Here is a 20839-nt window from a genome sequence, read left to right on the forward strand (position 1 = left end):
CAGGATGATCAAGCCGCTGCTGATCGCGGCCACCGTGCTGGCCACCACCTCACCCGTGTTCGCGCAGAGCGGTGCCGACGCCGCGCGCGATCCGAAGAAGACCGAGGTATGGACGCCGGTACCTGCGACCGTGGCTACGCCGCCAGGCAAGGCCCCGTCCGACGCCATCGTGCTGTTCGATGGCAAGGATGTCTCCGCGTGGGAGTCCGAGCAGGGCGGACGCGTGCCCTGGAAAGTTGCCGATGGCGCCATGACCGTCGTGCCCGGCAGCAAGGGCATTCGCACCAAGCAACGCTTCTGCGACGTCCAGCTGCATGTGGAGTGGCGCACGCCCACCGGCACGAAGGGCTTTGACGGCCAGAACCGGGGCAACAGCGGGATCTTCCTGCAGGAGCTGTACGAGCTGCAGGTGCTCGACAGTTACAACAACCCGACCTATGCCAACGGCCAGGCAGGCTCGATCTACAAACAGGCGATGCCGTTGGTGAATGCCTCGCGCGCACCGGGCCAGTGGCAGGCCTACGACATCCTCTGGAAGGCACCGCGCTTCTCGGCGGGCGGTGGGCTTGTGTCGCCCGCGCGCATCACAGTGCTGCACAACGGCGTGCTGGTGCAGGACGACACAGTGCTGGCGGGCAAGACCGAGTACATCGGCGCACCGTCGTACGCGCCGCATGGGTGCGCGCCGCTCTATCTGCAGGAACATGACTCCAGGGTCAGCTACCGCAACATCTGGGTGCGCGAACTGTAGTGGCACGCGGCCGACGTGATCGCCGGCCGCTTACTTTGCCAGGTAGCTGGCGATGTCATTGATTTCCTGTTGCGACAGCTGGGAGAAGGGCGGCATCAGCCCACCGCCCTTGCTGATCTTTTCCTTGATCTGCGCGGGTGCCATGCGCTTGCCGATGTCGGTGAGCGCCGGGAACGCGCCCGGCATGCCCGCACGATCAGCGCCGTGGCAGGCCACGCAGTTCGCGGTGTAGAGCTTTGCACCGGCCGCAGGGTCGTCCTTGCACCAGGCGGCTGCCGCCACGCTCATGCCGCCCAGGGCCACCACCATTGCCAGGATCATTTTCATGTGGGGCTCCTTGATGCGTCAGCGCCGCGCACGGGCGGGCACGTTGGTGGTCAGGTGTTCACGCAGATAGTCCGCGCCGGTCTGGATGACCTTGGCCGGGTCGCGCGGCTGGTCATGCTCGATGATGTACCAGTGCACGCCGGCGGTTGCCGCGGCAGGCAGGATCGCGTTCCAGTCCAGCACGCCCTGGCCCACCGCAGCGAATCCGCCTTCGTCTTCGGCCTGGCCCTTGGGCGCATTGTCCTTGGCGTGCACCGCGAATACGTGGCCGCGGAATTTTCCCAGCATCACCGCCGGATCCAGGCCTGCGCGCGCGACCCAGGCCAGGTCCAGCTCGGTCAGCAGGTCGGGGCCGGCGGCGGCGAACAGCAGCTCCAGTCCGGTCCTGCCGTCGAAGTCAGCCAGTTCGAAGTCGTGGTTGTGGTAGGCCAGGCGCATGCCCTTGCCGCGCACCTGTTTCGCGATCCGGCCCAGTTCCTGGCCCAGGGCAGTCCAGCCGGCGGCATCGCTCGGGCGATCCTTCTTGTCCAGGTACGGCACCACCAGCGTCGTGTTGCCGATCGACCGGTTGAAGGTCACCACCCCATCCAGGTTGCTGCGCAGCTCGGCCAGCGGCACATGCGATGAAATCGCCTTGATCGAATAGCGGTCCAGCAACTGCTTGAGTTCGGCCGCGCTGGTGTTCTGCGTGCCGACCGTTTCCACCGCATGGACGCCTGCGTCGTGGACGATCTTCAACTGCTGCTCGAGCGAGCCGGCATCGCGCAGGCTGTACATCTGCACCGCGATTGGTTTCTGCGTGCTGGCGGCTTCGACGGCGAAGGCGGGCAGGGCAGCGAGCAGCAGGACGAGGCCTGCACTTCGACGGACAAGGGTTTTCATCGACAGTTCCTCCCAGGTTTCAACCGATGGTGGTCCAGGCACGCGACCTGGCTGATGCAATGACACGATCGACGATCTGCGCCGAACGCAGGCCGTCCTCGAAGGTGGGCAGGCCCTGCGGCTGCTCGCCCTCGATGGCGCGATACGTGTCGGCGACGAACGCTTCGAAGCACTGGGCATAGCCCTGTGCGTGCCCGGCCGGCAGCACCGACAGCCGGCGCTGTTCGGCACTGCCGGCGCCCGGCCCGCGCGCGAAGATCTCTTCGCGCTGGTCGGGCAGGCCGATCCACAGGCGCTCGGCGTTCTCCTGGTTGAAGGCCACGCTGGCCTTGGCACCATCGATCTCGAACCAGAGGCGGTTGTGGCGTCCCGCCGAAACCTGGCTGACCGTCAACGACGCCAGCGTGCCGGCGCCGGTCCTGAACATTGCCGCCGCCACGTCCTCGCTCGTGACCGCCTGCATCGCGCTGGCTGCGGTTGGCCTACTGAAGCTCTGGCCGCTGACGGCACTGCGCTCGGCGATGACCGTAGAGAACGTCGCACTGACCTCGGTGAAGCGCTCACCGCTGACCCATTCCACCAGGTCGCACCAGTGCGAGCCGATGTCGGCGAACACACGCGATGCGCCGCCCAATGCCGGGTCCACGCGCCAGTTGTTGCTGGCCGGGTCCAGCAGCCAGTCCTGCAGGTAGCTGCCGTGGATCAGGTGCAGCGGCCCCAGATCACCGTGGGCGATACGTGCGCGCGCCTCGCGCACCACCGGGTGGTAGCGGTAGACGAAAGGTACCGTGGCGACGAGTCCGCTCGACGTGGCCAAGGCGGCCAGTGCCTGCGCATCGTCCAGCGTGGTCGCCAGCGGCTTCTCGCAGATCACGTGCTTGCCGGCTTCCAGCGCCGCCCGCGCCATCGCGCGGTGCAGATGGTTGGGCGTGCACACGTGCACCACCTGCACCTGCGGATCGGCGACCACCTCCTCGATATCCCGATAGGCGCGCGGGACATGCCAGGACTGCGCGGCCTCATGCGCGCGCTGCGCTGACGAGGCGGCTACGCCGCGTACCTCGGCACCCGCCAGCAGTGCCGCACGACGATGCACTGCACCGATCATGCCGGTGCCGACGATGGCGATTCCAAGCTTGGGCATCGACTGGGATCCTCAGGGTGTGGAGGGCGCGGCCTTGGCCGCCGGCCGGTCGCGGAACAGCAGCAGGAAGGCGATCAGCACCACCAGTGCAACGCCGGCCGGGAACAGCCAGATCTGCTGCCAGCCGGGGCCGGCCTCGGTGGTGAAGTGCTCCACCACCGCGCCGGACAGGAAGGTGCCGATCAGCATGCCCACGCCGTACGTGGCCAGGGTGATGAACCCCTGCGCGCTGCTGCGCGCGGCGGGGCCGGCGTGCGCATCGGTGTAGATCTGGCCGGTGACGAAGAAGAAGTCGTAGCAGATGCCGTGCAGCACGATGCCGATCACCAACAAGGAGAAACCGCTGCCCGCATCGCCGAAGGCGAACAGGACGTAGCGCACCACCCAGGCCGCCATGCCCACCGCCAGCATGGTCTTCACTCCCAGCCGCACGAACAGGAACGGCATGGCCAGCATCAGCAGCACTTCGGAGACCTGGCCCAGCGACTGCAGGCCCGCGGCGCCGCGCACGCCCAGGTCGTTGAGATACGGATTGGTGAAGTTGTAGTAGAACGACAGCGGGATGCAGATGGCGATGGACGCCAGGAAGAACACCAGGTAGGCACGCGACTTCAGCAGCCGTAACGAATCCAGCCCGAGGATCTGCCCCAGCCCGGCGTCGCGCTGCTGTGCCAGCGGTGGCGTGTGCGGCAGGGTGAACGCATACAGGCCCAGCACCAGCGATGCCAGCGCCGCCATGCGGAAGGTCAGTTCAAGCCGATGCGCCTGCTCCCAGCCCAGCCAGCCGATCAGCACGCCTGCAACGATCCAGCCAATGCTGCCGGCCACGCGTACCAGCGGGAACTGCTTCTCCGGCGACTGCATGTGGCGCATGGCTACGCTGTTGGCCAGCGCCAGCGTCGGCATGAACAGCAGCATGTAGCCCATCACGCAAGCCGAGAACACGCTGAAGCTGGTGGCGGTGGACGCCAGCCACATCAACACGGCGCCGGCCAGGTGCAGTACCGCCAGGATGCGCTGCGCCGCGAAGTAGCGATCCGCGATCAGGCCGACCAGGAACGGCGCCACGATGGCGCCGATGGACTGGCTGAGGAACGCCGTCGCTACCTGGCTGGCGCTGGCCTGCAGCGGGCCCTGCACCAGATAGGTGCCCAGGGTGACGAACCACGCCCCCCAGATGAAGAACTGCAGAAACATCATCGCGCCCAGGCGCGACATGGCGTGCGTCATGGCTTGCCCTCCCGGGGCGGTCGTGGCTCAGATTCCCAGCATGCGGTGCAGTGATGCGGCGTCCGTGCCGCTGTCGGCGAAGTCATCGAAGGCGCGTTCGGTCACGCGGATGAGGTGGTCGCGGATGAAGGCGGCACCCTCGCGCGCGCCGTCCTCGGGGTGCTTCAGGCAGCACTCCCATTCCAGCACCGCCCATCCGGGGAAGTCGTACTGCGCGAACTTGGAGAAGATCGCCTTGAAGTCGATCTGGCCGTCGCCGAGTGAACGGAACCGGCCCGGGCGATCGATCCAGTCCTGGTAGCCGCCATACACGCCGCTGCTCGCGCTGGGGCGATATTCCGCATCTTTGACGTGGAAGATGCCGATGCGGGCGTGGTAGCGGTCGATGAAACCCAGGTAGTCCATCTGCTGCAGCAGCAGGTGGCTGGGGTCGTACAGGATCTTGGCGCGGGGGTGATGGTCCACTACATCGAGGAAGCGCTCGAAGGTCGCGCCGTCGTGCAGGTCCTCGCCGGGGTGGATCTCGAAGCACAGGTCCACGCCGCAGGCGTCGAATGCATCCAGGATCGGACGCCAGCGACGGCCGAGTTCGGCGAAGGCTTTCTCCACCAGTCCCGGTGGGCGCTGCGGCCAGGGATAGAAGTAGGGCCAGGCCAATGCGCCGGAGAACGTGGCATGCGCGGTCAGTCCCAGGCGCTGGCTGGCTTTGGCGGCCAACCGCAGCTCGTCCACCGCCCAGGCCTGTCGGGCGGCCGGATCACCGCGTTTGTCCGGCGGCGCGAATCCGTCGAACAGGCTGTCGTAGGCGGGATGGACGGCAACCAGCTGCCCCTGCAGGTGGGTGGACAGTTCGGTGATCTGCAGGCCGTGCCCGGCCAGCATGCCGGCAATATCGTCGCAGTACGCCTGGCTGCGCGCCGCCTCGGCCAGGTCGAACAGGTGGGGCGCGCTGGTGGGGACTTGTACGCCAGAATAGCCCAGACCCGCGGCCCATCCGGCCAGCGTGTCCAGCCGATCAAAAGGAGCTGTGTCGCCGATGAACTGCGCCAGGAACAGCGCTGGACCCTTGAGCGTCTTCAACGTGATTCGCCCTCGATGCAATCGATTGCATTATCCTAGCAGGGGCTCACGCAGGACCTGTTGTGCACTGCACAGCGGACAGGAGGACTAACGCCATGGCCACCATCTACGACATCGCAAAGCACGTCGGCGTCTCCGCGGGCACGGTGTCGCGTGCGCTTTCCCGGCCGGACAAGGTCCTGCCCGCCACCCGCGCACGCATCGAGCAGGCCGCCGCCGCCCTCGGCTACGTGCCCAACACGGTGGCCCGCACGCTCAAGACCCAGCGCAGCGGCAAGATCCTGGTGACCGTCCCGGACATCGCCAATCCATTTTTCGCGCAGATCCTGCAGGGCGCGGAGGAGGCCGCGCAGGCGGTCGGCTATGCGGTCCTGCTGGGCGATACCCAGCATCAACCCGACCGCGAAGAACGCTACGCGCAGATGCTCCGGCGCAACGAGGCCGACGGCATGATCGTGCTGGGCCATCGCCTGCCACCGACGGCGCGCGAGATCGTCGGGCAGCGCGGCGCCGCCGCACCGGTGGTCAATGGCTGCGAGTTCGACCCCGCACTGGGCATTCCCAGCGTCCACATCGACAACGCGGCCGCGGCACGCGCGGTGATGGAGCATCTGTACGGGCTGGGACACGAACGGATTGCCGTGGTCGGCGGGCCGCCTGACAACCCCCTGCACCAGCAACGGCTGGAAGGTGTGCGCGCAGCCGGCAAGGCGCGCGGCCGCCTGCGCCAGCTGAGCATCGTGCCGGGGGATTTTTCCGTGGAATCCGGGCATGCGGCTGCCATGGCGTTGTTGGATGGCACGCCGGCACCGACCGCGGTGTTCTGCTTCAGTGACCAGATGGCGTTGGGTACCCTGGCCGCCTGCCGGGAGCTGGGCATCCGCGTGCCGGACGAACTTTCCGTCGTCGGCTTTGATGACCTGGCGTCTTCCCGCTACCTCACGCCGCCATTGACGACCATCCGGCAGCCCATGCGGGAGATTGGCGAGCGTGCGGTCAACCTGCTGCTCGCCATCATCGAACACGCCGACGTGCCGCTGCAGCAGACGCTGGAGTTCAGCTTCATGCTGCGGGATTCGACGGCTGCGCCCCGGCGTGGGTGAGGGCAGGGCTGCCGCCGTGAGTCCTTGATCCCGAATTGACGCAGAGCTGTCAGACTCGGCATGGGCAGCCCGGCAAGGGCCGGGGGGATACGTGTGATCGCGCAAGGGGGTCGGCAATGCCGTTCTTGACTGACTCGACGGAAGTCGCGGTCGAAGGCATCGGCGCGGCACGTCGCATCGGCTGGATGCGCTTCGTCGGCAATGGCCTGGGCGCGATTCCCATCGCCTCGGTCATGCTTGAACGCCAGGACGGCCTGTTGGCCTGGGTGTTGCTGCTGCTCAATGCGTTGGCGTGGCCGGCGCTCGCGCTGGTGCTGACCCAGCGCGCCCGCCAGCCTGCACAGGCCCAGTTCCGCTGCATGGTGGCCGACTCCTTCTTCGGCGGTGGCTGGATCGCCTTCATGGCGTTGAGCGCGGTGCCCAGCGCACTGTTCGCCGCACTGCTGGTGGCCGACAAGATCGCTGCCGGTGGCGTGCGCCTGGCGATGCGGGCCACGCTGGCGCTGGTGCTGGGTTTCGCGATCACCTGGTGGGCACTCGGCTTCCCTTACCAACCCGTTTCCTCGCAGCGCACGATCGTGCTCAGCGTGCCGTTCCTGTTCGTCTACGGCATCGGGCTGAGCATCCTCAGCTGGCAGCTGGCGCGCCGGGTCAAATCGCAGAACCGGCAACTGCAGCGGCTGAGCCGGATGGATCCGCTGGTGGAACTGGCCAACCGTGGCTTCCTGATCCTTCGCGCACAGCAGGTGCTGGACAGGGCGCAGGGGCAGGGCGGGCTGGCCTGCCTGCTGATGCTCGATGTGGATGACTTCAAGCGCATCAATGATTCGCTTGGCCACCGCGCGGGCGATGAGGTACTGCGGCATATCGCTGCAACACTGCGCACGTTCTCGCGGCCCGGTGATACCCCGGCGCGGCTGGGTGGCGATGAGTTCGTGGTGCTGCTGCACGACTGCGCGCCCGTCGACGCGATGCACGTGGCCGAGCGGGTGCGCCTGCATCTGCTCGAGGCCGCGCGCCAGATCACGCCGGGCGTGGAGTTCAGCGTAAGCATCGGCATTGCCGCTACGCCGCGGGGTGGCAGTGTCGAGGACTGGCTGGCACTGGCTGACCGCGCGCTCTACCACGCCAAGCGGCAGGGCAAGAATACGGCCAGTTACGGCGAGTGAGTCGATGGGGCGGCGGCAGGGCCGCCACCGGATGAGCGCGTAACGCCCGTTCAGCCTGCACGCCGAATCGGCGGGTCAATCCTCTACCATGGGCCACTCCGCCCGGACGCGCTCCCATGCAAGACGCCCTTGTTGCCCAGCCCAAGCCCCCCGTTCCAAGGATCGCGGCGTGGCTGATGATGTTGCTGGGCATGTGGCTGGCGCTGAAGCTGGGCCTGGTGGTGACCCTGCTGTCCGGTCTGCTGGTGTTCCAGCTGACCCATGTGCTGGCCTCCACCGTGGAAGGCAGGCTGCCGCCGGGACGGGCACGGGCGATCGCGGTGATCGTGCTGTCGGCGATCATCATCAGCGCACTGGTAATGGCCGGCATCGGCGTGGCCTCGTTCTTCCGCAACGAGACCGGCGGACCGGATGCACTCCTGGCGCGCCTGATGGAGATCCTCAATACCTCGCGCCACCAGGTGCCGGCGCTGCTGCAACCCTACATTCCCGAAGACATGCCGGCGCTGCGCGCGGCGCTTAACGAGTGGGCCGCCGAACATCAGCGCCAGCTGGGCGTGGCCGGTACCTCGGTGGTGCAGGTCGGTGTGCGCGTACTGATCGGGATGGTGCTGGGCGCGATGATCGCGCTGTATGACGAACTGCCGCTGCCGAAGATGGGGCCGCTGGCGCAGGAGCTGATCGGGCGCACCAGCCGCCTGGCCACCGCGTTCCGGCAGGTGGTGTTCGCGCAGGTGAAGATCTCGCTGCTCAACACGGTGTTCACCGCCATCTTCCTGCTGGGCGTGCTGCCGCTGTTCGGCGTGCACCTGCCACTGTCCAAGACCCTGGTGCTGATCACCTTCCTTGCCGGCCTGCTGCCGGTGGTGGGCAACATCATCTCCAACACGATCATCACCATCGTTGCGCTGTCGGTGTCGTTCTACGTGGCGGTCGCGGCGCTGCTGTACCTGATCGTGATCCACAAGCTGGAGTACTTCCTCAACGCGCGCATCGTCGGTGGCGAAATCCAGGCGCGTGCCTGGGAGCTGCTGCTGGCCATGCTGGTGATGGAGGCGGCGTTCGGCCTGCCGGGCCTGGTCGCCGCGCCGGTGTTCTACGCCTACGTGAAGCGCGAACTGGTCGACCAGCGCTGGATCTGACGCGGCAGGTCATGACGTATTTGCCTCGATTGGACGGTCCGCGCGGCCTTGCCGGTGCGTTCGCGGCGGGTGAGGTATACCCACGGCAGCGGTTGGCCCGGTAGCGGCTTGGCGCCTGTGCAGGCGGCCGCTACAGTGTTCTGCACTACAGGGGAAATGTGCATGGCCGGCAAGGCGTCGCCCATCGGATTGCGGACCTGGGTCTGGATCCTGGCCGGGTTGTTCGTAGTCTGTACGCTGCCGTTGATGGCCATCGCGCTGGTGCAGGGCACGCTGCGCTTCACTGCCGCCGAGGACAACCTGATCAGCCTGCGCCAGCTGCGGCAGACCTTCGACCTGGCCAATCTGGTGTCGGCCGAGCGCGGCCCCGCCAACAGCCTGCTCGGTGCCAACACGGCCGATCCGGCCGAACAGGCCCGGCTGGCGGCGCGGCTGGCGGTCGCGCGCCAGCGGGTCGATACCGCCCTGCAGCATCTGGACACCGTGTTCAACGCCGACCCTGGCGTGGTCGACGAACATGGGATGCTGGCCGACGCGCAACGTCGCCTGCAATCGGCGCGGGCGGCGGTGGACCGCGTGGCGGCACAGCCACATGATGCGCGCCGGGTGGAGGACGTGGAGCGCGCGATCAGCAGCATGTTCGCGGTGGTCGATCGCCTGCACGTGCTGACCGCGGCGCAGATCAACGTGCTGGTCAGCGCCGACCGCGAAGCAGCGATTCCGGCGATGCAGGGCCAGGTGCTGATCGACCTGCGCGAGCATGGCGGCCGCCTGGCCTCGAACGTGATGGCGCCGGTGGCGGTACCGGGGGCATGGCGTGACGAACAGGTGCGGGCGGCATTGCAGACCGAAGGCCGCCTGCTGGAGCTGTGGCGGCTGGCGGGCAGCCATGAAGCGGTGTTCCGCAGTGATCCGGCGCTGTCCTGGCATTGGGACATGGCACGCCGGCAGTTCTTCGGCGAATCGCTGCCGATGATCGAACAGTTGATCGAAGACGGCCGGCGCGGCGTGCCGCCGCCGTGGACCGCCGCCGAGTTCACCACCCGCTACGTGCCGACCCTGCAGTCGCTGGAAGCGCTGCGCGACGGCTACCTGAGCGTGTCCATCGCCCGCTTCGAGCGCACCCGCAACCGCGAAGCGACGCGCCTGGTGGTGCTGGTGGCGACAGTGCTCGGCACGCTGCTGGTGCTGGGCGTGGCGCTGCGCATTGCCCACCTGCAGATCCTGCGGCCACTGCTGCAGGCGCAGAAGCAGGTCATCCAGATCGCCTCGGAAGCGCCCGGGCCGGAGCAGCATGTGACCCACCCGCTGGCCGAGATGCAGCGCCTGTTCGATGCCATCGAAGTGCTGCGCGAGAAGTCGCGCGAGCGCTCGGCCTTGACCAGCGAGCTGCGCCAGCTGGCCGGCACCGATGAACTGACCGGGCTGTTGAACCGGCGCGCGCTGGACGAGATGGTGCAGCAACGCCACGACGGCGGTGGCAACAGCGCGGTGGTGATCCTGCTGGACGTGGACCGCTTCAAGGCGATCAATGATGGCCATGGCCACGATGCAGGCGATGCAGTGCTGGTGCAGGTGGCGCAGTTGCTGCAGCGCCATCTTCGCCGCAGCGACAGCATTGCCCGCTATGGCGGCGAGGAGTTTCTCGTATTGCTGGCCGACGGCGATCTGGCCGGCGGCCGCCAGGTGGCCGAGTCGCTGCGGGCGGCACTGCAGCAGCTGGAGATCGTACTGGTTGGCGGCAAGGTGCTGCGGGTCACCGCCAGCTTCGGTGTGGCCGAGGGCGGCACCGACGCGCTGGGCTGGCGCACGTTGCTGCGCGCTGCGGATGCGGCCATGTACCAGGCCAAGGCGCAGGGCCGCGATCGCGTGCGCGTGGCCGGCGGTGGCCGCATCGCGCGCTGAACAGCCTCAACCGATACGGGCATGCACCCGGCGCAGCGTGCGTGCGATCATCCGGCGCGCGATCGGACGCGGAACCGCCATCCCCCGCCAGCGCAGCGCGCCCACCCGGAACGTGGCGCTGGCGGTCGCCAGCACCTTGCCGGCCGGGTCGGTCAACCAACCACGGGTGAAGGCGATGCTGCCCTTGCTGTGTTCGACTTCACCCCAGCCGATGATCCGCCCGGGGCGCGCGGGGCTGACGAAACTTGTCTTGGATTCCACCGTGACTGCGATGCGGTTGGCTGGCAGCGTGGCGTAGATCGCAGGCCCCATGCAGTCGTCCAGCATCGCCGAGAGGAAGCCGCCCTGCACGTTGCCCATCGGGTTGGTCAGTACCGGGCCGGCATCGAATTCGACCTGGATGCGGCGCCGTGCATCGTCGTAGTCGACGAAGCGCCAGCCGAGCAGGGTGCCTGCCTGGGACGGTGGCAGTTCACCGTTGACCACGCTGTAGAAGATCGATTCGGGATCCATGGGGAGCCTCGATGAAAGGGGAGGGAGGAAGAACGCGTCAGGGCAGCGCCAACAGCGCCAGCACGAATCCGATGACGGACAGCACCACCACGGTGGCACCAGCGGGTACGGGCGTACGCGCACCGGTACGCCGCCTCACGCCGGAGGCGACCAGTACCGGCGGCACGGTGGCGACCAGGCAGAACATCTGGAACGCCAGCAGCTGCGGCAGTGCGAAGTGACCACCGAAGAAGATCAGCCAGGCCAGCATCACGCCGGCGCCGGCCAGTGCGATCCAACCGGCGCCGACCACGCGGATGAGGGCCATCACCAACACCTGCATGCGTGGTTCGACCTCAGCCCACGGCATGCCCACGGCCTGCCCGTGGTAGGGCATGAAGTCGGAGCGTTTCAGGTAGGCCGCAGCAAACAGCGAGACAATGGAGAACACCAACAGGTAGCAGCCGAACGCGAGCCAGGCGAACAGGTCCATGTCGAGGCCTTGGGGTTGCGGAGAGGAGCCCGATCGGATGCGCCTCGGGATTGCGCGATTCTCGGGGAGTCCCCTGTTAGCTGCGTGTCGCGCCCAGCTGTGGCCGTTCTCCATCCACTTTTAACGTCGCAGCGGTGACGCGGCAGCCATCACAATCGATGCGTGACGCCCATCGCAATGGCAAGCTGAGTGCAGGCGGTTTCTTTCATTCCCGTGGTAGACGCGCCCCCCTGGACTGGCCGCTCGCAGCTTCGAGGACATTGCCATGCCCCTCCGCCCCGTTGTCGCCACTGCATCACAGAACCCGGGCGGTGCGCGGCGTCATCCTTCCGTTGCGGCCGGCATGAGCCCGGTGCCTGCCTTCACTGGTGGTGGGGCAGGTTGGAGCATCGAGATTGCTTCCACCGGCCAGGGTAACCACGACGCCAGCCTCAGCGCCGATGGCCGTATTCCCAAGGGCACGCTGCGCGATCCTGGCCAACCGGCCGACGCTCCCGGTCCGCTGATCGTGCTCAACGGGGAGCTTGGCAGGCAATCGGCCATCGTCGAGATCAAGCGCAAGTCGTGCCGCAATGCTGAAGGTGTGGACACCCTGGCCAGCGTGCAGGTGACGATGGCAAATGAACGCAGCTTTTCGTGTGGATCGAGGCTGGTGCCAAAGGCAGACGAATCGACAGTCCTCGGGCCTCCTCTGGGGGGCTGATCGCGGGGGCACGCTGCGGATGGTCGCTGTGAGAGTGCCGGGTGCCGAGGCGTGAAGAAGCCAGCAAGGACTGTCCACTTCCTGCTCACCGCCTTGGGCAGACGCTCGACATCCACCGGTTGAAGGAACTACCCATGACCCGCCTCACCCTGCCCGAACTGGCCAAGAAAATGGCTGGCATTGATTTCAGCATGCTGCAGACCCACGCCGGTGGAGAGATTGCCGGTCGCCCGATGAGCAACAACGGTGACGTGGACTATGACGGTGACAGTTGGTTCTTCACCACGGAAGGCACCGACATGGTGCGCGAGATTGAAGCTGACCCCGCGGTTGCGCTGGATTTTTCCGGCAGCAAGTCACTGCTGGGCAAGCCACCGCTGTTCGTGCACGTCCAAGGCAGGGCCGCATTGATCCGGGACAGGGGGGTGATGGCACAGCACTGGGTGAAGGATCTCGAGCGATGGTTTGAACAGGGGGTGGATACCCCGGGGCTGGTACTGATCCACGTACGAGCCATCCGCGTGCATTACTGGGATGGCGAGGACCAGGGCGAAATCGCAGTCTGACCCGGGGGAGGGGGGCCGGCGGCTACCGCAGTCGTTGCGCGCCGCACCCGGGCTTTGCCATCCTCCCTGCTGGTTTCCGTACCGTGGAGTTCCAATGCGCCCTGCCTCCTGGCTGATCCTGGCCCTGCTGCCCGCTCTGGCGGTGGCGCAACCCGCGCGTGCTCCCAAGGCCAAGGCCCCGGCGCAGGATCCCTTCAGCGAGTTGTTCGATACCGCCTGCATGCAGCACATCGGTGCGCCGGTGCGTCTGCAGTCGTTGATGGAATCCAACGGGCTGGCACCGCTGCAGCCGGCCGAGGCGGCAACTTTGCTGCAGGGGCAATCGGGCGTGGCCTGGATGGTGCCGTTGGCCAGCGGCCGCTATGCGGTCAGCTGGGCCGACGATGGAACCTGCACGGTGTACGCGGAGAAGGCCGATGCCGCGGTGGTGCAGAAGGGCTTCGCACGGCTGGTGCAGGCGGCGCCGAAGCCGTTGCAGGCGCGTTCGCTGCCGGGCCGTGGGCCGTTGTCGGCCGACCAGGTGGCGATCCAGTATGGCTGGGCCACGCCCGGCCAGGCCAAGCTGCAGGCGCGCTTCCGGCTGGTCACGCGGCAGTCGGCCGAGGCCGGCGTACAGGCGATGGCTTCGGTGACGCCGGGTGAAGCGATGCTCGAGCAGAGCACGCCTGGGCCCTGATCGGGATCACTCAGCGCGATTCAGCCTTTCATGCGGGATGTGGTATATCGTTTATCGATAAATCCACCCCGGGGCGGCGAGGCCACCCCAATCCCGGAGGCCGCTTGACCGCTCGTCCCGCCCGCGCCAGACCCGCGCGAGGCCTGTTCACCCTGGCCCAGGCCGCTGTACAGGCCGTCCGGGCGATGTGCTGGCTGGGCATCCTGGCCGCACTGCTGGCCGTGCCACTGGTCGCCCACGACCGCCGCTGGCTGCTCGACAGCGTCCATGACACCGATGCCGCCGCCGCGCACGGCAACGACCTGTTCCTGCACTTCTGCCTGGGCCTGGGCGCGATCGTCGCGCTGCTGGTGCTGTGCCTGCTGTTCCTGCGCCATCTGCTGCGGCTGCTGAGGTCGGCGGCGCGCGAGCGGCCGTTCACCCACGCCAATGCACAACGCCTGAAACGCATGGCGTGGCTGATGCTGGCGATGGAGCTGCTGTCGATCCTGATCGGTGCCTACGCGGCCTGGATGGGCCCGGACTTCACCTGGATGGAGGTGGGCGGCGGCATGTCGATCACCGGTCTGGTGGCGGTGCTGATGCTGTTCGTGCTGGCACGCGTGTTCGCCGTGGGCGCAGCGATGCGCGATGACCTTGATGGTGTCATTTGATGGCGATCATCATCACCCTGGACCGCATGCTGCAGGAACGGGGCATGACCCTGTCCGAGCTGGCCGGGCGCATCGACATCACCCTGGCCAACCTGTCGATCCTGAAAACCGGCAAGGCGCGCGCCATCCGCTTTTCCACGCTGGATGCGATCTGCCGCGAGCTGCAGTGCACGCCCGGCGACCTGCTCGGGCATGATCCGGCGCAGTTGCAGGACGCCGACTGAATGATTGCTCTTTTCCCTTACCTACTGACGAAACGGACCTGAAATGGAATGGTTGGCTGACCCCTCGATATGGATGGGCCTTGCAACCCTGGTCGTGCTGGAGATCGTTCTCGGCATCGACAACCTGGTGTTCATCGCGATCCTTGCCGACAAGCTGCCGCCGCACCAGCGCGACCGCGCGCGGGTGATCGGCCTGGCGCTGGCGCTGCTGATGCGGCTGGTGCTGCTGGCGGCGCTGGCCTGGATCATGAAGTTGACCGAGCCGCTGGTCACCTTGTTCGACCACAGCTTCTCCGGGCGTGACCTGATCCTGCTGGGCGGTGGCCTGTTCCTGCTGTTCAAGGGCACCATGGAGCTGCACGAACGGCTGGAAGGCCGCGGGCATCACGAGGATGGCAAGAAGGTCTATGCCAGCTTCACGATGGTGGTGGCACAGATCGTGGTGCTCGACGCGGTGTTCTCGCTGGACTCGGTGATCACCGCGGTGGGCATGGTCGACAACCTGGGCGTGATGTACGCCGCGGTGACCATCGCGATGGCGCTGATGCTGGTGGCCAGCAAGCCGCTGACCCGCTTCGTCAACAAGCATCCTACGGTGGTGGTGCTGTGCCTGGGCTTCCTGCTGATGATCGGTTTCAGCCTGGTGGCCGAAGGCCTGGGCTACAAGATTCCGAAGGGCTATCTGTACGCGGCGATTGCCTTCTCGATCCTGGTCGAAGCGTTCAACCAGTGGGTGCGCTTCAATCGCGAGCGCAACGAGCGCCGCCAGCCGTTCCGCCAGCGTACCGCCGATGCCGTGCTGCGCATGCTGGGCGCGCGCCCGGCCAACGGCCACGCCGACGAAGGCGTGGACGAGCAGGTGGACGCCGACGAGCGCCTGCAGCCGGCCGAACACGAGATGATCCGCAGCGTGCTGGGCCTGGCCGATCGACCGGTGTCGAGCGTGATGACCGTGCGCGCCGACGTGCAGTGGATCGACCTGGCACGTCGGCAGGAAGATGTGGTGGCGCGCCTGGTGGCGTCACCGCATACCCGCCTGCTGGTCGGCGATGGTGACCTGGACAGCCTGCGTGGCGTGGTGCAGAGCCGGGATGTGCTGGCCGACCTGTTGCAGGGCAAGCCGCTGCAGCTGGAAGGCAACCTGCGCGAACCGCAGTACGTCCTGTCCAGTGCCAGTGCGCTGCAGGCGCTGGAACTGATCCGCCAGCATCCGGTGCCGCTGGCGGTGGCGGTGGACGAGTACGGCAGCGTGGAGGGCCTGGTGACCGCCAACGACCTGCTGGCGGCGATTGCCGGTGACCTGGTCGATACCCAGGACGAGCGCTATGGCGTGGTCGCACAGGGCGAGGATCAGTGGGAGGCCGACGGTGCGCTGACCCTGGACGACCTGCAGCGATTGGCGGGCGTGTCGCTGCCGCGCAGTGCCGACTACATGACCATCTCCGGCCTGGTGCTGGAGCAGCTGGGCCGTCTGCCGGACATCGGAGATGCGGTGGAGGCGGCCGGCGTGCGCATCACCGTATTGGCGATGGAGAAGCGCCGCATCGCCCGCCTGCGGGTGGAGCGCCTCGACGGAATGGCTTGACCCACCTGTTGTTGCAGCGCCGGGCCCATGCCCGGCTGCATGTTGAGAAGACGGGCATGGGCTCGGCTCTACACAACACTGCCGGCAACCGTCACCATGGCCGGCCCGCTTTCTTTCCAGGATGGTTGCAGTGCTGAGTACGATCGGTTTGTTGATGGGCCTGTATGTGGCCTGGCGCCTGTTCTGGCCGCTGCGCATGCCCGCTGCATTGAAGGTCGTGCTGTCGCTGCTGCTGGTGGGCGTTGCCGTGCAGCTGCGCATCGTCGCCACCTTCTGGGGTACGACGGCGTCGCCCGAGATCCCCAAGCTGGCCATCGCGACGTTGGCCACGGGTTCGACTGCCGTACTGCTGCTGGCGCTGGTGATGCTGGTGCTGGACGCCGGCCTGCTGCTGTCGCGCCTGTTGCGCTGGCCACGTGCGGTAGCCGCCATGCGCACGCGGCGTCTGCGACCGGTGGCCGGCGTGCTGGCACTGCTGGTCAGTGGTTATGGTGTCAGCCAGGGCATGGCGGTGCCCAAGCCCCGGCAGATCGAGGTGAGCATCGCCGGATTGCCGGCCGCGTTCGACGGCTATCGCGTGCTGCAGCTGACCGACATCCATGCCAGCCGCCTGCTGACCGGTGACTGGGTGCGCAGGGTAGTGGATGACAGCAACGCACTGACGCCGGACCTGATCGTGATCACCGGCGATCTGATCGACGGCAGTGTCGAGGCCCGCCGTGACGACGCGCGCCCGCTCGCGGACCTGCGGGCGCCGGACGGTGTCATCGCCATCACCGGCAACCACGAGTATTACGCGCAGTACCAGGCGTGGATGCAGGCGTTCCGCGCGCTGCACATGCAGGTGCTGGAGAACAGCCACCTGCAGGTACGACGCGGTGATGCAGCGCTGACCATCGCCGGGGTCACCGACCCGGTGGCGGCGCGCTATGGCCTGCCACTGCCGGATCTGGAGACCGCACTGGCTGGCGCCGATCCCATCGCGCCGGTGATCCTGCTCGACCATCGCCCGCGCAATGCACGCGAGGCGGCCGCGCGTGGCGTGAAGCTGCAATTGTCCGGGCATACCCACGGCGGGCAGATCATCGGCATGGACCAGCTGGTGAAGCGTGCCAACGGTGGCTATGTTTCCGGACGCTACGACGTGGATGGCATGACCCTGTACGTGAGCAATGGTGCAGGCCTGTGGGCGGGTTTTCCGGCGCGCATCGGCGTACCGTCTGAGATCACCCTGGTGACGCTGCGCCGCGCGCCGTAACCGGAAGTGGGGTCAGATCCCTTTGCCCTGGGGAAAGGGATCTGACCCCCGACAACTCTGGAAAGACCCATGGCCCATCCCTGCGCACCGATGGAACGCCTGATCCGCGCCAATGCCGATGAGATCAACCGGCTCAGCCAGGTGATCCGCGATACCGCGGGTACACGCTGGCGTGGGCCGGAGGAGCGGGAGCGGCACGCTGCGGCCTGTGCAGAATTCCGCCAGAACTACGAGCGTCTGGCGTTTCCGGGCGGCTATGCCAACGCGTTGAATCGGCTGGCCGAACACGATCCGAATACGCTGGATGTCGCGCTGACCTTCCTTGAAGTGCGGCCGTATTTCTTCCGGTCCGGATACATGTGGAAGACGTTGCTGAAGCGCGTGCAACGGGTAGCCATGGGGACGAAGCAACACGCGCGGCTGCAGAAGATCCTCGATGCGTATGCTGCCTATCGCGCCACACGCAACGGCTGATGGGGCGGCATGACGGGGTCAGGTCCCTGCGCCTTTGGCAAAGGGATCTGACCCCGGCCCGTCAGGCCGCCCGCAGCGGCGGCCGCGCATGCGCACTTCGACGCAGCACTTGCGCCCGCTTGGCGATCCAGCGCACCACGAAGGCGGTGAACAGCAGCGCCGACGGCACCGCATACCAGAAGTTGCCTGGCACGCGCTTGAAGTACGAGTAGGTGAACACCGCCGCGATGATCCACATGCCGGTCAGGTGCAGGCGACGCCAGGCCGTGGGTCCCATGCGGCGGGCGATTCCCCGGTGCGAGGTGATGGCCAGCGCCAGGATGGCGAGGTAGCCCACCGTGCCCGGGAGGTTGGCCAGCGCTGAGCGTGCTGGCCAGAACGCCGGGTTGAGGATGCCGAAACTGGTGATGGCGATTGCGTGCAGCAGGTGCGAGAACGCGAAGGACAGGCCGATGATGCGCCGCTCGCGCAGCAGGAATCGAGTGAACGGGCCGGGCAGCAGGGTGGCGAAGGAGGATGCCGTGAATGCCGCCAGGAACAGCAGGAACGATGTGCGGGCGGTGAGCCGGATCGCCGCGCGGCTGCCTTCGGCTGCATCGGGATACAGGGCGAAGGCGGTCAGTGCGAACGCGATCAGGACCACGCCGATGGCTACGAACAGGCGCCAGCCGTGCAGCAGGGGGGGATTGGAAAGGGCCATGATCAAACCTCGAAGTAGGGGATGGGTAGTGCCGGCCGCTGGCCGGCCAATGAAGGGGTAGTGCCGGCCGCTGGCCGGCACCTTCAACAGTCGTTCGGCACAACCAGCACGCCCGCCGCGCACAGCTCGCCCAGAACGGGCAGGCAGACCACGCGCAATGCGTCCGTTGCCACGCCATGTGTTTCGGACAGCACCTGAAGTGCCTCATCCACCGGCGCGCCGTCGTCACCGAAGACCGATAGCAGCGCGTAGGCCAGCGGTGACAGTTCCTCGGCCTGCAGGCTGAAATCGGCGAGGCGCTGGATCACCAGCAGCGTGGGCGCTGCGCTCGATACCGGTTCCAGCGCCTCGTCCACATGTACCGGCCATTGGTAGCCAAGCACCCGCACCAGCGGCGAGACCGCCAGCACATCACTGTCCACCGGAACGCGGTGCGGCGAACGCCCGGCGGCGCGCGCTTCAATGTGCAGCGACTGCTGCGTGCTCTCGTAGTGCGCCAGTTCCGCTGCCCAGGCCGGTAGTGCCAGCGCGTCCTGCATCGCCAGCCAGGCCGCGAATTCGCCAGCGATCTGTGGGAACAACGGGGTGCGGCAGGTGTGGCTGGCGTAGTACTGCTCCACGGTGTCGCGCCAGCGCGGCATGCCCAACTGGTGCTGCAGGCGTGGCAGGGTGCCAGCCAGCAGGGTGTCCAGGCTGTCGATGCACAGGCGACGGTACACCGCCAGCCGGCGCGCCTCGACGCCATCGGGTGCGGGCATTGATGGGTCGCGCACATGGTCGGCCCAACGCCGTTGCAGGGTGGCCAGCGACTCAGCCATGGGCCACCTCGGGCCAATGTGCCTCGGCCTGTGCCTCGGCCTGTGCCTGGCGGATCTGCGCGACCTCAGCCAGCAACTCGGCCAGTGGCGGGAAGTTGAAGTCGCGTTCGAGCAGGGTGGGGCGCACGCCAACCCGCGCATAGGCCTCGCGCAACAGCGCCCAGACCACGCCTTTCACCGGCGCACCGTGGGTATCGATCTTGAAGCCATCGTCTTCATCGAAGTGGCCCGCCACATGCAGCGAGGCGACCCGCCGGGCCGGCACGCGGGCCAGGAATTCGAACGCGTCGTAGCCGTTGTTGCAGGCATTGACGAAGACGTTGTTGACGTCCAGCAGCAGGTCGCAGTCCGCCTCGGCGAGCACGGCATTGATGAAGTCGATCTCGCTCATCTCCGCACCGGCAACGGCGTAGTAGGAAATGTTCTCCACGGCGATGCGTCGGCCCAGCATGTCCTGCACCTGGGCGATGCGGCCGGCGACATGGTGAATGGCCTCGGCGGTGAACGGCAGAGGCAGCAGGTCGTAGACATGGCCGCCGGCGGCGCAGTAGCTCAGGTGTTCGCTGTAGAGCTGCACCTGATGCAGGTCGAGGAAGGCACGCGTCTGGGCCAGCAGGGTGCGGTCCAGCGGATCAGGACCGCCCAACGACAGCGACAGGCCATGGCAGGTCAGGGGGTGGCGTTCGCTCAACCTGCGCAGCGCTGCACCGTGTGCACCGCCGACGCCGATCCAGTTGTCGGGCGAAACTTCGAGGAAGTCGATGGCACCGGCCGGCATGGCCAGCAGTTCGTCGATCAGGCCACGGCGCAGGCCAAGACCGGCGGCATTGGAAGGCAGGGGCAGGGTCATGACGGATACTCCGGAGAGGGCGCCGCCTCGGAGGCGGCGCCGGTTGAACGTCGATCAATCGGCAACGCGGGAGAACAGGCCCTTCGGCATCGGCTTGCCGTTGGCGGTGTAGACGCTGCGCAGGTAGTCGTGTGCTTCCTGCTCGCTGATGTAGCCGTCGTGGTCGGTGTCGATGCGGTCGAACTCGGCGGCACGCTTGGCGGCCACGGCGTTGAACTCGGCACGCGAGACCCGGCCATCGTGGTCGCGGTCGGTGCGGGCAAACGAGGCGTCGCCGCACTTGCCTTCGCCACACTGGCCCTCGGCCACCTTGGCCTTGCCGGCGGGCTTGCCGGTGGCGGTCTTGTTGGCCCCGCACTTGCCTTCGCCGCACTTGCCTTCGGCGGCAGCGCTCATGGCCACGGCACTGATCGCCAGCGGCTGGGTCGCCGCGGCCTGGCCGGCCAGCAGCAGGCCACCGGCCAGGGCGATGCCGATGGCACCGATGCGCGGCAGGCGGGAAGAGGGGGTGTTCTTGGTCGAGACGGACATGGTGGTGACTCCTTGCGAAAGCACGCGGGGCGTGCGGGATGGACGCCGCTTGAAGGCGACGGAAACGAAGGGAAGAAGCGCGG

General features: G+C 67.2%; 24 protein-coding genes. 13 read left to right on the top strand and 11 right to left on the bottom strand.

From position 1 onward, the window contains the following. Window positions 1–4 precede the first annotated feature (4 nt). Window positions 5–751 (top strand): DUF1080 domain-containing protein, encoded by a 747-nt coding sequence (locus CCR98_RS05545; RefSeq protein ID WP_232463088.1) that lies wholly within the window; start codon window positions 5–7, stop codon window positions 749–751. 30 nt (window positions 752–781) lie between these two features. Here the strand turns inward: CCR98_RS05545 and CCR98_RS05550 are convergent, their stop codons facing one another. From CCR98_RS05550 to CCR98_RS05570, 5 genes are read right to left on the bottom strand one after another with little or no spacing between them, the layout of a single operon-like run. Further along, window positions 782–1078, bottom strand: coding sequence for a cytochrome c (locus CCR98_RS05550; RefSeq protein WP_087921818.1), 297 nt, complete (start codon window positions 1076–1078; stop codon window positions 782–784). Between the two features lie 18 nt (window positions 1079–1096). After that, complete coding sequence (locus tag CCR98_RS05555) at window positions 1097–1960, bottom strand: sugar phosphate isomerase/epimerase (RefSeq protein ID WP_087921819.1); 864 nt, start codon at window positions 1958–1960, stop codon at window positions 1097–1099. Between the two features lie 19 nt (window positions 1961–1979). Next, on the bottom strand, window positions 1980–3104 hold the full coding sequence (locus CCR98_RS05560; RefSeq protein WP_087921820.1) for a Gfo/Idh/MocA family oxidoreductase: 1125 nt from the start codon (window positions 3102–3104) through the stop codon (window positions 1980–1982). A gap of 12 nt (window positions 3105–3116) precedes the next feature. Further along, window positions 3117–4334 (bottom strand): nucleoside permease, encoded by a 1218-nt coding sequence (locus tag CCR98_RS05565; protein ID WP_087921821.1) that lies wholly within the window; start codon window positions 4332–4334, stop codon window positions 3117–3119. 27 nt (window positions 4335–4361) lie between these two features. Then, window positions 4362–5414 carry a sugar phosphate isomerase/epimerase family protein gene (locus CCR98_RS05570; protein ID WP_087921822.1) on the bottom strand — a complete coding sequence of 351 codons (1053 nt, stop codon included), beginning with the start codon at window positions 5412–5414 and terminating at the stop codon, window positions 4362–4364. Window positions 5415–5509: 95 nt separating this feature from the next. Here CCR98_RS05570 and CCR98_RS05575 point away from each other — a divergent pair, with 95 nt between their 5' ends. The 4 genes from CCR98_RS05575 (at window position 5510) to CCR98_RS05590 (ending at window position 10733) form a co-directional block, all read left to right on the top strand. Beyond that, a complete protein-coding gene (locus CCR98_RS05575; RefSeq protein ID WP_087921823.1) occupies window positions 5510–6517 on the top strand; it encodes a LacI family DNA-binding transcriptional regulator in 1008 nt (335 codons plus the stop codon). A 116-nt stretch (window positions 6518–6633) separates the two neighbouring features. Continuing rightward, window positions 6634–7686, top strand: coding sequence for a sensor domain-containing diguanylate cyclase (locus CCR98_RS05580; RefSeq protein WP_087921824.1), 1053 nt, complete (start codon window positions 6634–6636; stop codon window positions 7684–7686). A gap of 116 nt (window positions 7687–7802) precedes the next feature. Beyond that, a complete protein-coding gene (locus tag CCR98_RS05585) occupies window positions 7803–8828 on the top strand; it encodes an AI-2E family transporter (RefSeq protein WP_087921825.1) in 1026 nt (341 codons plus the stop codon). Window positions 8829–8990: 162 nt separating this feature from the next. Beyond that, window positions 8991–10733 (top strand): GGDEF domain-containing protein, encoded by a 1743-nt coding sequence (locus CCR98_RS05590; protein ID WP_087924149.1) that lies wholly within the window; start codon window positions 8991–8993, stop codon window positions 10731–10733. Window positions 10734–10739: 6 nt separating this feature from the next. Here the strand turns inward: CCR98_RS05590 and CCR98_RS05595 are convergent, their stop codons facing one another. Then, window positions 10740–11246 (bottom strand): PaaI family thioesterase, encoded by a 507-nt coding sequence (locus CCR98_RS05595; RefSeq protein ID WP_087921826.1) that lies wholly within the window; start codon window positions 11244–11246, stop codon window positions 10740–10742. 37 nt (window positions 11247–11283) lie between these two features. Beyond that, entirely contained in the window at window positions 11284–11718 is a 435-nt protein-coding gene (locus CCR98_RS05600) for a hypothetical protein (RefSeq protein ID WP_087921827.1), read from the bottom strand. Window positions 11719–11983: 265 nt separating this feature from the next. Between CCR98_RS05600 and CCR98_RS05605 the strand changes: the two genes are divergently transcribed. The 8 genes from CCR98_RS05605 (at window position 11984) to CCR98_RS05640 (ending at window position 17857) form a co-directional block, all read left to right on the top strand. Beyond that, entirely contained in the window at window positions 11984–12421 is a 438-nt protein-coding gene (locus CCR98_RS05605; protein WP_232463089.1) for a hypothetical protein, read from the top strand. Between the two features lie 134 nt (window positions 12422–12555). Further along, window positions 12556–12987, top strand: coding sequence for a pyridoxamine 5'-phosphate oxidase family protein (locus CCR98_RS05610; protein ID WP_087921828.1), 432 nt, complete (start codon window positions 12556–12558; stop codon window positions 12985–12987). Window positions 12988–13081: 94 nt separating this feature from the next. Further along, window positions 13082–13663 (top strand): hypothetical protein, encoded by a 582-nt coding sequence (locus tag CCR98_RS05615; protein WP_087921829.1) that lies wholly within the window; start codon window positions 13082–13084, stop codon window positions 13661–13663. A 185-nt stretch (window positions 13664–13848) separates the two neighbouring features. Continuing rightward, window positions 13849–14316 (top strand): DUF2975 domain-containing protein, encoded by a 468-nt coding sequence (locus tag CCR98_RS05620; protein WP_087921830.1) that lies wholly within the window; start codon window positions 13849–13851, stop codon window positions 14314–14316. Then, a complete protein-coding gene (locus CCR98_RS05625; protein WP_087921831.1) occupies window positions 14316–14540 on the top strand; it encodes a helix-turn-helix transcriptional regulator in 225 nt (74 codons plus the stop codon). The genes CCR98_RS05620 and CCR98_RS05625 overlap by 1 nt, the downstream gene beginning before the upstream one ends. Window positions 14541–14583: 43 nt before the next feature. Beyond that, window positions 14584–16125 (top strand): TerC family protein, encoded by a 1542-nt coding sequence (locus tag CCR98_RS05630; RefSeq protein WP_087921832.1) that lies wholly within the window; start codon window positions 14584–14586, stop codon window positions 16123–16125. A 121-nt stretch (window positions 16126–16246) separates the two neighbouring features. After that, a complete protein-coding gene (locus CCR98_RS05635) occupies window positions 16247–17383 on the top strand; it encodes a metallophosphoesterase (protein ID WP_087921833.1) in 1137 nt (378 codons plus the stop codon). A 90-nt stretch (window positions 17384–17473) separates the two neighbouring features. Next, a complete protein-coding gene (locus tag CCR98_RS05640) occupies window positions 17474–17857 on the top strand; it encodes a hypothetical protein (RefSeq protein ID WP_232463090.1) in 384 nt (127 codons plus the stop codon). A 61-nt stretch (window positions 17858–17918) separates the two neighbouring features. On the opposite strand, the gene CCR98_RS05645 is transcribed toward CCR98_RS05640, so the two are convergent. From CCR98_RS05645 to CCR98_RS05660, 4 genes are all read right to left on the bottom strand, one after another. Further along, window positions 17919–18557 carry a ferric reductase-like transmembrane domain-containing protein gene (locus CCR98_RS05645; RefSeq protein WP_087921835.1) on the bottom strand — a complete coding sequence of 213 codons (639 nt, stop codon included), beginning with the start codon at window positions 18555–18557 and terminating at the stop codon, window positions 17919–17921. A gap of 83 nt (window positions 18558–18640) precedes the next feature. Then, window positions 18641–19375 (bottom strand): putative DNA-binding domain-containing protein, encoded by a 735-nt coding sequence (locus CCR98_RS05650; RefSeq protein WP_087921836.1) that lies wholly within the window; start codon window positions 19373–19375, stop codon window positions 18641–18643. Beyond that, complete coding sequence (locus CCR98_RS05655; RefSeq protein ID WP_087921837.1) at window positions 19368–20225, bottom strand: DUF692 domain-containing protein; 858 nt, start codon at window positions 20223–20225, stop codon at window positions 19368–19370. The genes CCR98_RS05650 and CCR98_RS05655 overlap by 8 nt, the downstream gene beginning before the upstream one ends. A gap of 54 nt (window positions 20226–20279) precedes the next feature. Continuing rightward, window positions 20280–20756, bottom strand: coding sequence for an EF-hand domain-containing protein (locus CCR98_RS05660; RefSeq protein ID WP_087921838.1), 477 nt, complete (start codon window positions 20754–20756; stop codon window positions 20280–20282). Window positions 20757–20839: the final 83 nt, after the last annotated feature.

It is taken from the genome of Stenotrophomonas sp. WZN-1 (assembly GCF_002192255.1).
Taxonomy (GTDB): Bacteria; Pseudomonadota; Gammaproteobacteria; order Xanthomonadales; family Xanthomonadaceae; genus Stenotrophomonas.